Here is a 14,734-nt window from a genome sequence, read left to right on the forward strand (position 1 = left end):
GTCAAGAAGTTGCAGAATCGAGTTTCCGGTCACGGGTGTCGCGGCCCGCCGGCCCGGCTCCGTAGGATCGGCTCGTGACAGGGGCGGAGCGACACACGGACAGCGGCGGCATGGCGGACGGCCTGGATCGGCTCTGGACGCCGCACCGGATGACCTACATCTCGGGTGAGGACCGCCCCGCCGAGGGCTACGAGAAGCCGACCGGCTGCCCGTTCTGTCTCGCTCCCGGACTGCCCGCCGAGGAGAGCCTCGTGGTGGCCCGCGGTGAGCACGTCTTCGTCGTGCTCAACCTCTACCCGTACAACCCCGGGCACCTGCTGGTCTGCCCGTACCGGCACGTCGCCGACTACACCGACCTCGACGAGGCGGAGACCGTCGAGCTGGCGTCCCACACCCAGACCGCGATGCGGGTGATCCGCAAGGTGAGCAACGCGCACGGCTTCAACTTGGGCATGAACCAGGGCGGCGTCGCCGGCGCCGGCATCGCCGCCCACCTGCACCAGCACGTGGTGCCGCGCTGGGGAGGCGACGCGAACTTCATGCCGGTGATCGGCCGCACCAAGGTGCTGCCGCAGCTCCTGCACGACACCCGCGACCTGCTCGCCCGCGCCTGGCCGTCGTGACCGTGCGGCCCGCCCGACGTCCGCGCCGGCCCGGCTAGTCGGCGCGCAGCAGCGGGATCAGCTCCGGCCAGCTCTGAACCCGGTGTACGAGCGGCAGCAGCGCGGCGTACGCGGCGACCTGCGCCGGGCGGGGCCGGAACAGGAAGCGGTGCGGCACCGAGTCGAGGTAACCCAGCACCTCCAGCTTGTCGTCCACGAAGTGGGTCAGGCCGAGCCGCCGGGCGATCGGCGCCTTGGCCGGACGGGTCCGGCAGAAATGCACCCGCTCCACCGGGATCCCGGTGCGTGTCGTGAAGTCGTGGTGGGCCAGCCAGTCCCGGGTCCGCCGCTCGGTGGACTCGCCGCACTTGGAGACCAGGTGCACCTCGTCGAACGCCGGCCCGATCGCCGCGAGCGCGTCGAACGCGCCGTCGACCATGGGCGTACGCAGGTAGTGCGCGCCGAAGAAGGAGGTGTCGGCGTCGTCGTCGGCCGGTTCGATGAGCACACCGCCGATGTCCACGCCCAGCCGTCGCATGGCGACGATCATGCCGTACACCGTCGGCCGGCGCGTACCGCGTTTCCACGTGGGTGGTTGCCACGCCCCGGCCCGCCGGAGGTGGCACGATCGGCCGATGGCAGTCACGACACGGATGTTGGGGCGCAGCGGCATCGAGGTCAGCGCCCTCGGCATGGGGTGCTGGGCGATCGCCGGTCCCTGGGCGGAGGGCAGTCAGCCGCTGGGCTGGGGAGCGGTCGACGACGACGAGTCGGTGCGGGCCGTACGCCGTGCGTTCGAGCTGGGCGTGACCCTCTTCGACACCGCCGACACGTACGGCGCGGGGCACGGCGAGCGGGTGCTGGGCCGGGCGCTCGCCGGCCACCGGGACGACGCCGTGATCGCCACCAAGTGGGGTTACACGTTCGACGAGGCGGCCCGGCAGGCCACCGGCGAGGACGCGTCACCGGCGTACCTGCGGCGGGCCGTCACCGCCTCGCTGCGCCGGCTGGGCACCGACCGGATCGACCTCTACCAGCTCCACCTGGCCGACCTGCCCGTGCACCGGGCGGAGGCGTTGTTCGCCGCCTGCGAGGATCTCGTCGCCGAGGGCCTGATCCGGGCGTACGGGTGGAGCACCGACCGCGTCGACCGGGCCGCCGCGCTCGGGCAGGCCGCCCCGGGCGCCGCCGCCGTGCAGCACGCCCTGTCGGTGCTGCGCGACGCCCCCGAGGTGCTCGCGGTCTGCGACAAGTACGACCTGGCCAGCATCAACCAGGGGCCCCTCGGGATGGGGCTGCTCACCGGCAAGTACACGGCCGCGTCCACGCTGCCCCGCGACGACGTACGCGGGTTGGCGCCGGGCTGGCTGGAGTGGTTCCGGGGTGGCCGCCCGGCGCCGGAGTGGCTGCGCAGGGTCGGCGCGGTCCGTGCCGCGCTGACCGCCGACGGTCGTACCCTCGCCCAGGGTGCGCTGGGCTGGATCTGGGCCCGCAGCGGACGTGCCATCCCGATCCCGGGTTGCCGGACCGTCGCGCAGGTCGAGGAGAACGCGGCGGCGCTGCGCCTGGGCCCGCTGCCGGCGGACCAGTTCGTCGAGGTGGAACGCCAACTGGCCGCATTGCGCGCGGCGGCCCTGCGCGACGCCGACCGCCCCCACTGGCCCCGACCCACCCACCCCCAAACCCACCCCTAACCCGACCCGGGGCTGCCTTTCTCGTAACCCGCCCTCACCCACCGCCCGTCGATCATGGAGTGATGGTGCCCGAAACGTGGGGATATGGAGGGGTTTGCCACCCACCACAACTTCATGATCGACGAGGCGGGGCCGGGCGGGGCGGGGCGGGGGCGGGGCGGGTGGGTGGGGAGGGGTGTGGGGTTAGGGGGTTTGTTCTTTGCGGGTTTGGTCGGCCAGGTGGGTCGGCATGGGGTCGTGGCGGACGAAGTGGCGGCGGAACGTGCCGGTGCCGGCGGTCATCGAGCGCAGCTCGACGGCGTAGCGCAGCAGTTCCAGGGCCGGCACCTCGGCGCGGACCAGGGTGCGACCGTCGGCGTCCGGGTCCGGCTCGGTGCCCAGTACCCGGCCACGCCGCCCCGACAGGTCGCCCAGCACGGCGCCCACCGAGCCGTCCGGCACCCGGATGGTCACCTCGTCGATGGGCTCCAGGAGTGCCGGCTGGCCGCGCTCGGCCGCGTCGCGCAGCGCCAGCGCTCCCGCGGTCTGGAAGGCCGCGTCGGAGGAGTCGACGCTGTGCGCCTTGCCGTCGACCAGGGTGACCCGCAGGTCGACCACCGGGTGGCCGGCGACCAGTCCGCGTTCCATCTGGGCGCGGACGCCCTTCTCCACCGACGGGATGTAGTTGTGCGGGACGGCGCCGCCGACGACCCGGTCGACGAACTCGAAGCCGGCGCCCCGGGGCAGTGGCTCGACCTCGATGTCGCAGACCGCGTACTGGCCGTGGCCGCCGGACTGCTTGACGTGCCGGCCGTGCCCCCGCGCGGGGGCGGTCAACGTCTCGCGCAGCGACACCCGCACCGGTTCGGTGTCCAGCTCGACGCCCCCGGCGCGCAGCCGGTCCAGCAGGACGTCGGCGTGCGCCTCACCCATGCACCAGAGCACCAGTTGGTGGGTCTCCGGGTTGCGGTCCAGCCGCAGGGTGGGGTCGCCGGCGACCAGCCGGGCGAGGTTGCGGGCGAGGGCGTCCTCGTCGGCGCGACTGCGGGCGACGATCGCCACCGGCAGCAGCGGCTCCGGCATCTCCCACGGCGCGATCAGCAGCGGGTCGTCCTTGGCCGACACCGTGTCGCCGGTCTCCGCGCTGGGCGACTTGGTGATCGCGCAGATGTCGCCGGCGACGCAGTGCGGCACCTCGCGCAGGGTGGCGCCCAGCGGGGTGTAGAGGTGTCCCACCCGCTCGTCGGCGTCGTGGTCGGGGTGCCCGCGCTCGGCCATACCGTGCCCGCAGATGTGCACCGTGTCGTCGGGACGCAGCGTGCCGGAGAAGACCCGGACCAGCGAGACCCGGCCGACGTGTCGGTCGACGGTGGTCTTGACGACCTCGGCCACCAGCGGGCCGTCCGGGTCGCAGCTCAGCGGCGGGCGGGGCGAGCCGTCCACGCCGGTGACCGCCGGCAGCTCGTGCTCCAGCGGTGACGGGAACGCCGCGGTCAGCACCTCCAGCAGCGCGTCCAGGCCGACGCCGGTCTCGGCGCAGACCGGCACCGCCGGATAGAAGTGGCCCCGGGCGACGGCCTTCTCCAGGTCGTCGACGAGCACGTCGGTGCCGATCTCCTCGCCGTCGAGGTAGCGGTCCATGAGGGTCTCGTCCTCGCTCTCGGCGATGATCCCCTCGATCAGCTCGTTGCGGGACTCGTCGATGGCCCGCTGGTGCTCCGGGTCCGGGTCGCGCACGTCGGCGGGCAGTCCGGCGGTGTAGTCGAACACCCGGCAGGTGATCAGCCCGAGCAGACCCTCGGTGGAGACGCCGTCGTCGCCGAGCATCGGCAGGTATAGGGGCATCACGTTGTCGCCGAAGACCCGCTGGCAGAGCGCGACCGTCTCGTCGAAGTCGGCGCGCGGCGCGTCGAGGCGGGTCACCGCGACGGCGCGTGGCATGTCGACCGCCGCGCACTCCTCCCACAGGGCCACCGTGGCCGCGTCCATGCCGCCGGCGGCGGAGACCACGAACAGCGCGGCGTCGGCGGCCCGCAGACCGGCGCGCAGCTCGCCGACGAAATCGGCGTACCCGGGCGTGTCCAGCAGGTTGACCTTGATGCCGTCGTGCAGCAGGGGCGCGCACGACAGGCTCACCGAGCGCTGCTGGCGTACGGCCGCGGGGTCGTGGTCGCCCACGGTCGTGCCGTCGACGACGCTGCCGGCCCGGCTGATCGTGCCGGTCGCGGCGAGCAGGGCCTCGACGAGCGTGGTCTTGCCCGCGCCGGAGTGCCCGACGAGTACCACGTTGCGAACCCGCGCGGGTTCGGTCACCACCGGCGTGCCGCCGGCGGCCCCCTTGTCCTGATGTTTCTGCGCCATGGGGCGCACCTCCCTCAGCCGGTGGTGGGTGGCGACCGCCGCGCGAGGAGAAAGCGGCCCGGGGCGAGTGCGCGGCGATATCCTCCGGTGGTCTGCTGCGATGTGGGAACTCAACGGGCGGACGGGTGAGCTGGCTCACCTCCCGGCTCGATCTCACACCCGTTGCCGGACACGCACAAGCCTGCCCCGGGCGGGTCGCCGGGACCGGCGTTATGGCCGGAGCTGCGCGGACCGTTATCGTGGGGACCGCCATGGCGAAGATCTTCCAAGTGTCGGCCCGCGCGGGGATGACCCGCGTCGTCGAGCCGATTGCCCGCGCCCTGCTGCGCGCGGGCGTCACTCCCAATGTCGTCACCGTCGCGGGCACCGTAGGTGTGCTCGTCGGCGCGCTCGGCTTCGGTGCCCGCGGCCATCTGGTCGCGGGCGCGTTGATCGTGACCGTGTTCGCGTTGACCGACCTGCTCGACGGGACGATGGCCCGGATGAGCGGCGGCTCCACCCGGTTCGGCGCGTTCCTCGACTCAAGCATGGACCGGGTCGCCGACAGCGCCGTGTTCGGCGCGGTGGCGTACTGGCTGGCCACCCGGAATGATCACTCCGGGGTCGCCGCCGCGCTGCTGTGCCTCGCCGCCGGTGGGCTCGTCTCGTACGTGAAGGCGCGCGCCGAAGGGCTGGGCATGACCTGCAACGTGGGCATCGCCGAGCGCACCGAGCGGCTGCTGATCGTCGGCGTCGGCGGGATCCTCACCGGCGTGGGCGTGAAGCCCGCGTTGGAGATCGCGCTCTGGCTGCTGGCCGCCATCTCGATCTTCACGGTGGGGCAGCGCATGGCGCACGTATACCGCCAGGCCCAGCAGCTCCAGCCGGACGGCCAGGCGTGAGCGCGACCGGCGGCCGGGCCGCGTGAACCTCACCGAGCTGGGCTACCTCGCTGGCTGGCGGCTGGTCCGCGCGCTTCCCCGGCCGCTGGCGGCGGCGGCGTTCGCGGCGGGCGCGGACCGCGCGCACCGCCGCGGCGGCGGGGGTACGGCTCGACTGCGCGCCAACCTGCGCCGGGTGGTCGGCCCGGAAATGCCCGAGGCCGAGCTGGACGATCTCGTGCGGCGGGGCATGCGCTCGTACGCCCGGTACTGGATGGAGGCGTTCCGCCTGCCGTCGTTGAGCCGGGAACAGATCCTGTCCGGCTTCCGGCTCGACGGCGCGGAGCTGCTGGCCGCCGACGTCGCCGCGGGCCGGGGCGCGGTGGTGGCGCTCCCGCACGCCGGCAACTGGGACGCGGCGGGCGCCTGGGTGGCGGCCACCGGCTGGCCGATCAGCACGGTCATGGAACGGCTCAAGCCGGAGGGCGTGTACAAGCGGTTCCTGGCGTTCCGCGGGAAGCTGGGCATGGAGATCCTGCCCACCCACGGCGGCCCGCGTCCGGCGTTCGACGTGCTGCTGGACCGGCTGCGCTCGGGCGCGGTCGTGCCGCTGCTGGCCGACCGGGACTTGTCGGCCCGCGGCGTCGAGGTGGACTTCTTCGGCGCGAAGACACGCATGCCCGCCGGGCCCGCGCTGCTCGCGATCCACACCGGGGCGCCGCTCTACGTGGCCTCGATGTGGTACGAGGAGGACGCGGCGTGCGCCTCGCTCTCCGGCCCGCTGCCGGTGCCCGGCCCGGAGGCGGGGCCGTTGGACGCGCGGGTCCGGTCGCTGACCCAGATGATCGCCGACGGTCTGGCGACGGGCATCGCCCGGCATCCGCAAGACTGGCACATGTTGCAGCGGATGTGGCTGGACCAGCGCGGCGCGGGCGGCACGGAGCTGTCGGCGCCGGCCTCGGGTCGGTCCTGAAGGGGGTGGACGCATGCGGATCGGTATCGTCTGCCCGTACTCCTTCGATGTGCCCGGCGGCGTGCAGAACCACGTCGTGGACCTCGCGGAGACGCTGATCGGCCTCGGCCACGAGGTCAGTGTGCTCGCCCCGGCCGACGAGGACGCCGACCTGCCGGAGTACGTGGTGTCCGCCGGTCGGGCGGTGCCGCTGCCGTACAACGGGTCGGTGGCCCGGATCGCGTTCGGCCCGGTCTCCACGGCCCGGGTGCGGCGTTGGCTCACCAACGGTGACTTCGACGTGCTGCACGTGCACGAGCCGCTGACGCTGAGCCTGTCGCTGCTGGCGGTGCTGTCGGCGCGCGGACCGGTGGTGGCCACCTTCCACACGGCGATGACCCGCTCGCGGGTCCTCGCTGCCGCGCAGGGCGTCCTGCAGATCGTGTTGGAGCGGATCACCGCCCGGATCGCGGTGAGCGCGCTGGCCCGCAAGGTGCAGGTCGAGCACATGGACGGCGGCGCGGTGGAGATCCCCAACGGGGTGGCGGTGGCGAAGTTCGCCGACGCCGAGCCGCTGCCGGACTGGCCGGGGGAGTGCGGGCCGGGTACCGGCGGCACGTTGGGTTTCCTGGGCCGGTTCACGGAGGCGCGCAAGGGCTTCCCGGTGCTGCGGGACGCCTTCGTGGCGTTGGCGGCGACCCGGCCTGGCCTGCGGCTGCTGGTCGCCGGCCCGGGTGATCCGGACGACCTGTACGACCAGTTCCCCGCCGAGTTGCGGGAACGGGTGACGTTCCTCGGTCTGGTCTCCGAGGCGGACAAGGCGCGGATGCTGCGCAGCGTGCACCTGTACGTGGCGCCGAACACCGGCGGCGAGTCGTTCGGCATGATCCTGACCGAGGCACTGGCCGCCGGCACCACGGTCGTGGCGAGCGACCTGGACGCGTTCCGCCGGGTGCTCGACGGTGGGCGGGCGGGGCGGTTGTTCCCGACCGGTGACGCGGTGGGGCTGCGCGACGCGCTGTCCGAGCTGCTCGACGATCCGGCGGCACGGACCACCCTGACCGCCTGCGGTGATCAGGTGGTGGCGAATTTCGACTGGCCCATGGTTGCGCGCCGTGTTCTGGAGGTATACGCAGCGGCGATCGAGGCGACCGACGGACGGGTCATCGACCAGGAGTGGGTGGGGCTGGGCTGAGCCGGAGTGACCGATGGTGCGCCTGGTGACGTTGGTGACCGGCGGCGGCGCGCGCAATGGAGGAGAAACGGAGCAGCACTACGATGCCGCACATGTGGTGGGTGGTGGCCGCGAGCGTGCTCGTGGGGGTGCTTGCGGCGTACCTCATCTGGACCGCCGGCCGGGTCGAGCGGCTCCAGGCCCGCGCGGAGCTGGCGGCGCGGGCCCTCGACGCCCACCTGCTGCGCCGGGCGGCGGCCGCCGCGGTGCTGGCGGAGCGGCGGTTCGGCGTCGAGCTGTACGCGGCGGCCCGGATCGCGCTCGACGCCCCTCCGGACGAGCGGGAAGCGGCGGAGAACGACCTGACCCGGCAGTTACGCACGGTGCGGTTGGACCCGGCCGACGCGGACTGCACGGCGGTCATCGCGGCGAGTCGGCGGCTCGCGCTGTCCCGGCAGGTGCACACCGACCTGGTCCGTGACGCCCGGTCGGCGCGCAGTCGTCCGCTGGTGCGCCTGTTGCGGATGGGGCGGGGCCGCGAGTGGCCGCGCTACTTCGACATCGACGATCCGACGCTCGTCGTGCCGGCGGACGTGCCGGCCGGCTGACCAGGTCGAAAGCGGTCCGGACGGACCGTGAGCCGGGCCACAGAGCAGGCCACCGGCCCTCCGATTGGCTGTCGGAGCGGCGTGGCGCCGTGCGTAGCATTTTCGCTGCCACCTCCCACCGCACGCCAAGGAGCGCCGACCCGTGTCCGACACCACCGCCTTGACCACCGGCACCGCCCCCGTCGTCGGCACGGCCCGCGTGAAGCGGGGCATGGCCGAGATGCTCAAGGGCGGCGTGATCATGGACGTTGTCAACGCCGAGCAGGCCAAGATCGCCGAGGACGCCGGCGCCGTCGCCGTGATGGCGTTGGAGCGGGTGCCCGCCGACATCCGCGCGCAGGGCGGGGTCTCCCGGATGAGCGACCCCGACATGATCGACGGCATCATCTCGGCGGTCTCGATCCCGGTGATGGCCAAGGCCCGCATCGGGCACTTCGTCGAGGCGCAGATCCTGCAGTCGTTGGGCGTGGACTACGTCGACGAGTCCGAGGTGCTGACCCCGGCCGACTACGCGAACCACATCGACAAGTGGGCGTTCACCGTGCCCTTCGTCTGCGGCGCGACCAACCTGGGCGAGGCGCTGCGCCGGATCACCGAGGGCGCGGCCATGATCCGCTCCAAGGGCGAGGCGGGCACCGGCGACGTCTCCAACGCCACCACCCACATGCGGAAGATCCGGCAGGAGATCCGCCGGCTGTCGTCGCTGCCGACCGACGAGCTGTACGTCGCGGCCAAGGAGCTGCAGGCCCCGTACGAGCTGGTCAAGGAGGTCGCCGAGAGCGGCAAGCTGCCGGTCGTGCTGTTCACCGCCGGTGGGATCGCCACCCCGGCCGACGCCGCGATGATGATGCAGCTCGGCGCGGAGGGCGTGTTCGTCGGCTCCGGCATCTTCAAGGCCGGCAACCCGGCGCAGCGGGCCGCCGCGATCGTCAAGGCCACCACCTTCCACGACGACCCGGACGTGCTGGCGAAGGTCTCCCGCGGTCTGGGCGAGGCGATGGTCGGCATCAACGTGGACGAGATCCCCCAGCCGCACCGCCTGGCCGAGCGCGGCTGGTGAGCGGGCGGTGCGGATGAGTCGGCCCACCATCGGCGTCCTCGCGTTGCAGGGTGACGTCCGCGAGCATGTGGCGGCGCTGACCGCGGCGGGCGCGGACGCCCGCCCGGTCCGCCGTCCGGGCGAGCTGGACGCGGTCGGGGCCCTGGTGCTCCCCGGCGGCGAGTCCACCACGATCAGCAAGCTCGTCGACATCTTCGAGATGCGCGAGCCGATCGAGAAGCGGATCGCCGGCGGCATGCCCGTCTACGGCTCCTGCGCCGGCATGATCATGCTGGCCACCGAGGTGCTGGACGGCCGTGCCGACCAGCGGGGTTTCGCCGGCATCGACATGACGGTACGGCGCAACGCGTTCGGTCGGCAGGTCGACTCGTTCGAGGCGCCCGTGGAGATCACCGGCGTGGCGGGCGACCCTTTCCACGCGGTGTTCATCCGCGCGCCGTGGGTCGAGCGGGTCGGCCCGGGTGTCGAGGTGATCGGCACGGTGACCGGTGGGCCGGCCGCCGAGCGGATCGTGGCGGTCCGGCAGGGCAACCTGCTGGCCACCTCCTTCCACCCCGAGCTGACGGGCGACCTGCGCCTGCACGCGTACTTCGTCGAGCTGGCGCGTACCGTCTGAGCGACCCACGCCGCCGCGCGGGCATGGATCGGGCCTCCGGACCGTTGGTCTGAGCGGGCCCCGACGCCGCGCCGCCGCCCCGGGCGGGTCCCGGGTGTGACATGGCGGGGTGTGACCTCGGTAAGATTGCCGCGGTTCGGCAGGGCCGTCGCCCGGCGCGGCACTTCCCGCGGGGCAGACCGGCCGCCGGATCGCCGAATGCGGCGCGGAATCGGTGCGGCAGTCGACGCAGGCGTGCAATGACAGACGGAGGTAGAAGATGTCCGGCCACTCAAAGTGGGCGACGACCAAGCACAAGAAGGCCGTCATCGACGCCAAGCGCGGCAAGATGTTCGCCAAGCTGATCAAGAACGTCGAGGTGGCCGCGCGCACCGGCGGTGGCGACCCCTCCGGTAACCCGACGCTCTTCGACGCGATCCAGAAGGCGAAGAAGAGCTCGGTGCCGAACGACAACATCGACCGCGCCGTCAAGCGCGGCTCCGGCCTGGAAGCGGGCGGCGCCGACTGGCAGACGATCATGTATGAGGGGTACGGCCCGAACGGCGTGGCCATGCTCATCGAGTGCCTCACCGACAACCGCAACCGGGCGGCCACCGAGGTGCGCACCGCGCTGACCCGCAACGGCGGCTCGCTGGCCGACGCCGGCTCGGTGTCGTACATGTTCTCCCGCAAGGGCGTGGTGATCGTGCCCAAGGAGGGCACCAGCGAGGACGACGTGATGATGGCCGTCCTCGACGCCGGCGCCGAGGAGGTCAACGACCTCGGTGAGGCGTTCGAGGTGGTCTCCGAGCCGACCGACCTGATCCCGGTGCGGACGGCGTTGCAGGACGCCGGCATCGAGTACGAGTCGGCCGAGTCCTCCCTGATCCCCAGCATGAACGTTCCGCTGGACGAGGAGGGCGCTCGCAAGATCTTCAAGCTGATCGACGTCCTGGAGGACTGCGACGACGTGCAGAACGTCTACGCGAACTTCGACGTGTCCGACGAGACGCTAGCACAAATCGACGCGTAGGCTGCGGGGCCATGACCCCGACTGACCTGCTGCGCGGCGTGCGAGCCAGCCTGTACGTGCGACTGAGCAAAGCGTCCGACGATCGCAACCTCTCCAAGCAGGGGATGATTGATGATCTTCGGGCGCTTTGTGCTGCCCGGGGCTTTGCTGAGGTAGCGCTCCACGTCGATGACGGCAAGTCGGGTGCCATCCGCAACCGCCCGGAGTTCCGGGCGTGGCTGGCGGATGCTGTCGAGGGCCGTGCTGACGTCCTGGTGGCGTGGCACGTAGACCGGCTGAGCCGTGAAGGGCTCAACGTCGCCGCCATCATCCTTGACGTTGTCGAGGGCAAAGACCCCGAGACGGGGAAGGAAGTCCGTCCCCCGGTCCGGCTGATCGGTTACGACGATCGCCTTGACTCTGCGGACGGTGACGGCTTCCGGCTTAACTTCGTCATCAAGGCAGAGTTGGCGCGCGCGGAGCTGGCGCGAATGAAGGCGCGCAGTCAGGCCCGGGTTCGGCGGATGCGCAGAGAAAAGCGTTCGACTGGCGGTTTGACGCCGTACGGCTATCAGCGGGCGGCGCGGGGCGAGGTGGAACTAGAACATGATCCCGTGAGTGCGCCGATTATCCGGGACGTGATCCGCCGTGTTGTCGACGGGGTAAGCATCCTCAGCGCTTCTAGGGACCTCAATAAGCGGGGAGTGTTGTCTCCGAGGGATCACGCCGCTATGCGTGACACGGGCCAGCCCCGGAAGGACCGCGAGACTAAAGAGCCGTTGCCGCCGCAACTCTGGACCGATACGACTCTACGGCGGATGCTGACTAATCCGGTATTGCTTGGCTATCTCACCGACGAGAACCGGCGGGTTGTCAGGGACGATCAGGGTAAGCCTGTCCTGCGGGGTGAACCGCTGATTTCTAAAGAGGAGTGGGGCGCGCTGCAAGACGCGATCAACGGCAACAAGCGACCCAAAACCCGCACTGCCCCAGACGCTATGCTCTCTGGCGCTGTTTTCTGCCCGCTGTGCGGCGAAGTGTTGCATTTTCATTGGGCAGTCAAGGCTGAACGCAACCAAGAATATCGTTACTACCGCTGTTCAGGGCGGACCCGGAAGGGCAACGACTGCCGGGCCGGCGCTCCCCGCGCGGAACAGCTTGAGCGACTAGCCGGCGACGTGTTGCTGTCCGTGGTTGGGGACCTGGACGTCCTGCGGAAGGTGTTTGTGCCGGGCGACAACACGGCCGCTGAGTTGGCGGACGTTGAGGAACGGATGCGGGAGCTTCGGGCGGACCGGGTTGCCGGTCTGTACAAGGGGGAGCAGGGTACGGCGGATTTCCGGGAGATGTATTCCGCCCTTGAGAATCAGCGCGAACAGCTCTCCGCTCAGCCGTCCCGCCCGGAAAGGTGGGAGTACGTGCCCACCGGGCAGACATACCGGCAGGTCTGGGCATCGTCGGACACCGAGGGTCGGCGTTCTTTGCTCCATGCGTCGGGAATCCGGGCGGAAGCGATGAGGGCGGCCGGCCCGGTGTCCGTTGGCCTGTTCGATCGCCCGGCGGGTTACACCGCCGTTGCGGTGACTGTGGAGGACGGCGTACAACTCGGCCTCTACTTGCCGCCGGACCTGGCGGCGAGGGTGAGCGGCAACCCTGACGCTGCGCTGAGCATGCGTCAGCGCCCCCTTGTGACGGCCTGAGAGCCGCTGACAACCCCGACAGGCGTCAGCCTGTCGGGGTTTTTCGTGCCCTGGTGGCCCTGTTGGGTGCCGATAGGATGACCGCGTGGCCCATTGAGGGCCCGCCAATCTTGACGAACCACAAACCGTTTAAACGGCGGAGCTCCGCCGTGCCCAACTTTGGGGAGGTTGAATGACGCTGCCCGCGTTCCTGGACTTTGATAGCGCCGACATCCCCGGGGAGCTGTCCCCGGATGACGCGGCCTACATCAGGGCTGTCGACCATGAATCGGTGAACCGGATTGACTTCGGGGGTGGCGCGTCCTGGTGGGCAAGCCCGCATGAGCAGAGCAAGCAACGGGCGCGTGATCCTCAGTTCCCGTTGTGGCTGCGGGTGCGGTACGCGGCGGAAGGCTGGTCTAACCGCATCGGGCACGCGGAGATGAGCAAGGGACAGCTAGCGGGCATCCTCGGCTACGAGGATCGGTACTGCCGCGCCACGGTGTCGGCCGTGAGTCGTGCCGTGTCGCAGGCCATCGGTAAGGGCTTGCTCGATCCGTCTTCGGGGCCTTCATGTCTGGTGATGCCGTACGCGGATCATCAGCAGGCGGGCCGTGGGACGCGGTTCTGCCGAGAGCATCGGATCGTTCGGACCTAGCCAGCGTGCAGCTTGTCAACCTGGCTGGTTGAAACCTGTCAGCAGGATCGGTTAGCGATCCACGCTCAATGTCCGATTTCCTCTCTATCTCAGTGAGTACCCGTGGCGAGGAACGAGGCACGGGGGCGAACGGCCTTGACTAAACCCTGCCCTAGTCAATAGCTGTTAAGCCGTTGCTGTCTGCAACGGCAGTATTGACCACCAAGGAAACAAAGGATCGGCCGTCAGAGCCGATCCGTAGAAGGGAGGGGTTGTTATCAGTTCAAATACCTGCACCAGGTGCCGCAAGCTCATACCGCTTGGCAGCGGTAGTCGCTGCGGCGGCTGCAAGCCAAAGCGGCGGCACACGCTCTCAGCGCACCAGCGTGGCTACACCGCTGAGTATCAGCGGAACCGGGCCCTAGTCCTGGCGGCCGGGCCCGTCTGCTCACTGTGTCGACGTAGGCCAGCGAACACAGCGGATCACATCCTGCCGCTTAGCAAGGGCGGCACGAACGATCTTGCCAACCTCCGGCCCGCATGCGGGCCCTGTAACTACGGCCGGGGCAACCGGACGTAGCGGTTGCGTACATGGCGCACGCTGGCTCAGTGACCACGCGCCTACAGCGTCAGATCAGGGAGCGGCGTGCCGCCCGCACCGACACACCCAACGACACGCCCCGCGCGTTCGCCCGTGACGTGCTGATCAATGTGCTAGCCAACTTGCTTGCCGCTGGCGTGGTGTTCCTGGCAGCCGTGGCCGCTGGTTACGTCACGGCTAGCCGCGTATTCATTGTGATCGTTGCCCTCATCACCGTATCCACTGCTGCCGAGCTGCTGACGGTTGGCCTCGCGCTAGACAGACAGGGCAAGCCCGCCTCAACGCGCGAGAAGATCGCTCGCGCCCTATTTCATGCCGTGTTCTTAGTGTTCCTCCTACTGGTAACGATCTACGGGTTCCGCCACTACTGGTAGGGGTCTCGAAACTTTTCAGCCACCCTCTCGACGGACCCATTCTTTAGCTGGATTTTTGTGCGCGTGACTTCGTGACATGCCGAGGTCACGAATAGCCAGCATCCGTGGTGTGAGCTGCGGTGACGCGAAAACCGCCGTGACTTTCCCCGTGACACTTCGTGACATCCGCATGTCACGTTTCAGCTTGTAAGGAGGTTTGAGGTTGCACAACTTTAAGAAGTGCCGTAGTTGCGGCAGCCCTGTCAAGGGTAACCGTTTCTACTGTGACAAGACGGAATGTCAGCGGCGGGCCGCTGCGGATCGGAAGGCGCGTAGCCGTGCCGGGAAGATGCGGAAGGCTTCCAAGCCTGGCGGGTCCGTTGAGGTTGACGACCAGGACGACGGGCTGAGTTTAGAGGAAATGCTAGCGGAGGCGGACCGGCCATCGACGGGGTTTGGGCATGCGACGTTCGGCCCTCACATCGGCAACCACGGTTACCGGCTTGACGCCGTTTACACGTTTCTAGTTGAGCGTGAGGGATGGGCCCCGGGGCCTACCCCTCCGCC

The 14,734-nt window shown here is 70.2% G+C and carries 15 protein-coding genes; 13 read left to right on the forward strand and 2 right to left on the reverse strand.

Translation table 11 applies throughout. The features are described from left to right. Positions 1 to 110: 110 nt before the first annotated feature. A complete protein-coding gene (locus ACTFTM_RS11960) occupies positions 111 to 623 on the forward strand; it encodes an HIT family protein (RefSeq protein ID WP_449566614.1) in 513 nt (170 codons plus the stop codon). A gap of 34 nt (positions 624 to 657) precedes the next feature. Here ACTFTM_RS11960 and ACTFTM_RS11965 read toward each other — a convergent pair whose 3' ends face one another. Beyond that, positions 658 to 1,152: a hypothetical protein gene (locus ACTFTM_RS11965; RefSeq protein WP_449565852.1), complete on the reverse strand. Its 495-nt coding sequence runs from the start codon at positions 1,150 to 1,152 to the stop codon at positions 658 to 660. Between the two features lie 85 nt (positions 1,153 to 1,237). Between ACTFTM_RS11965 and ACTFTM_RS11970 the strand changes: the two genes are divergently transcribed. Beyond that, positions 1,238 to 2,296, forward strand: a complete 1,059-nt coding sequence (locus ACTFTM_RS11970; RefSeq protein ID WP_449565853.1) for an aldo/keto reductase — start codon at positions 1,238 to 1,240, stop codon at positions 2,294 to 2,296. A gap of 183 nt (positions 2,297 to 2,479) precedes the next feature. Here the strand turns inward: ACTFTM_RS11970 and ACTFTM_RS11975 are convergent, their stop codons facing one another. Next, positions 2,480 to 4,636, reverse strand: coding sequence for an elongation factor G-like protein EF-G2 (locus ACTFTM_RS11975; RefSeq protein ID WP_449565854.1), 2,157 nt, complete (start codon positions 4,634 to 4,636; stop codon positions 2,480 to 2,482). Between the two features lie 251 nt (positions 4,637 to 4,887). On the opposite strand from ACTFTM_RS11975, the gene pgsA reads away from it, so the two are divergent. The 11 genes from pgsA (at position 4,888) to ACTFTM_RS12030 (ending at position 14,188) form a co-directional block, all read left to right on the forward strand. Continuing rightward, positions 4,888 to 5,517, forward strand: a complete 630-nt coding sequence (pgsA, locus tag ACTFTM_RS11980) for a phosphatidylinositol phosphate synthase (RefSeq protein WP_449565855.1) — start codon at positions 4,888 to 4,890, stop codon at positions 5,515 to 5,517. A 22-nt stretch (positions 5,518 to 5,539) separates the two neighbouring features. Further along, the gene (locus ACTFTM_RS11985) at positions 5,540 to 6,469 is read left to right on the forward strand and encodes a phosphatidylinositol mannoside acyltransferase (RefSeq protein WP_449565856.1); all 930 of its coding nucleotides are present in this window, start codon (positions 5,540 to 5,542) and stop codon (positions 6,467 to 6,469) included. Between the two features lie 13 nt (positions 6,470 to 6,482). Continuing rightward, positions 6,483 to 7,643: a glycosyltransferase family 4 protein gene (locus ACTFTM_RS11990; RefSeq protein WP_449565857.1), complete on the forward strand. Its 1,161-nt coding sequence runs from the start codon at positions 6,483 to 6,485 to the stop codon at positions 7,641 to 7,643. A gap of 83 nt (positions 7,644 to 7,726) precedes the next feature. Then, positions 7,727 to 8,230, forward strand: a complete 504-nt coding sequence (locus ACTFTM_RS11995; RefSeq protein ID WP_449565858.1) for a hypothetical protein — start codon at positions 7,727 to 7,729, stop codon at positions 8,228 to 8,230. A 142-nt stretch (positions 8,231 to 8,372) separates the two neighbouring features. Beyond that, the gene (gene pdxS / locus ACTFTM_RS12000; protein ID WP_449565859.1) at positions 8,373 to 9,290 is read left to right on the forward strand and encodes a pyridoxal 5'-phosphate synthase lyase subunit PdxS; all 918 of its coding nucleotides are present in this window, start codon (positions 8,373 to 8,375) and stop codon (positions 9,288 to 9,290) included. Positions 9,291 to 9,303: 13 nt separating this feature from the next. Next, positions 9,304 to 9,906 carry a pyridoxal 5'-phosphate synthase glutaminase subunit PdxT gene (pdxT, locus tag ACTFTM_RS12005; RefSeq protein WP_449565860.1) on the forward strand — a complete coding sequence of 201 codons (603 nt, stop codon included), beginning with the start codon at positions 9,304 to 9,306 and terminating at the stop codon, positions 9,904 to 9,906. 259 nt (positions 9,907 to 10,165) lie between these two features. Beyond that, positions 10,166 to 10,918: a YebC/PmpR family DNA-binding transcriptional regulator gene (locus tag ACTFTM_RS12010; protein ID WP_449565861.1), complete on the forward strand. Its 753-nt coding sequence runs from the start codon at positions 10,166 to 10,168 to the stop codon at positions 10,916 to 10,918. Between the two features lie 11 nt (positions 10,919 to 10,929). After that, entirely contained in the window at positions 10,930 to 12,597 is a 1,668-nt protein-coding gene (locus tag ACTFTM_RS12015) for a recombinase family protein (RefSeq protein ID WP_449565862.1), read from the forward strand. A 172-nt stretch (positions 12,598 to 12,769) separates the two neighbouring features. Further along, the gene (locus tag ACTFTM_RS12020; RefSeq protein WP_449565863.1) at positions 12,770 to 13,234 is read left to right on the forward strand and encodes a hypothetical protein; all 465 of its coding nucleotides are present in this window, start codon (positions 12,770 to 12,772) and stop codon (positions 13,232 to 13,234) included. A 430-nt stretch (positions 13,235 to 13,664) separates the two neighbouring features. Then, complete coding sequence (locus tag ACTFTM_RS12025; protein ID WP_449566615.1) at positions 13,665 to 13,793, forward strand: HNH endonuclease; 129 nt, start codon at positions 13,665 to 13,667, stop codon at positions 13,791 to 13,793. Positions 13,794 to 13,822: 29 nt separating this feature from the next. Beyond that, complete coding sequence (locus ACTFTM_RS12030) at positions 13,823 to 14,188, forward strand: hypothetical protein (RefSeq protein WP_449565864.1); 366 nt, start codon at positions 13,823 to 13,825, stop codon at positions 14,186 to 14,188. Positions 14,189 to 14,734 lie beyond the last annotated feature (546 nt).

Source organism: Micromonospora sp. RB23, from assembly GCF_053585025.1.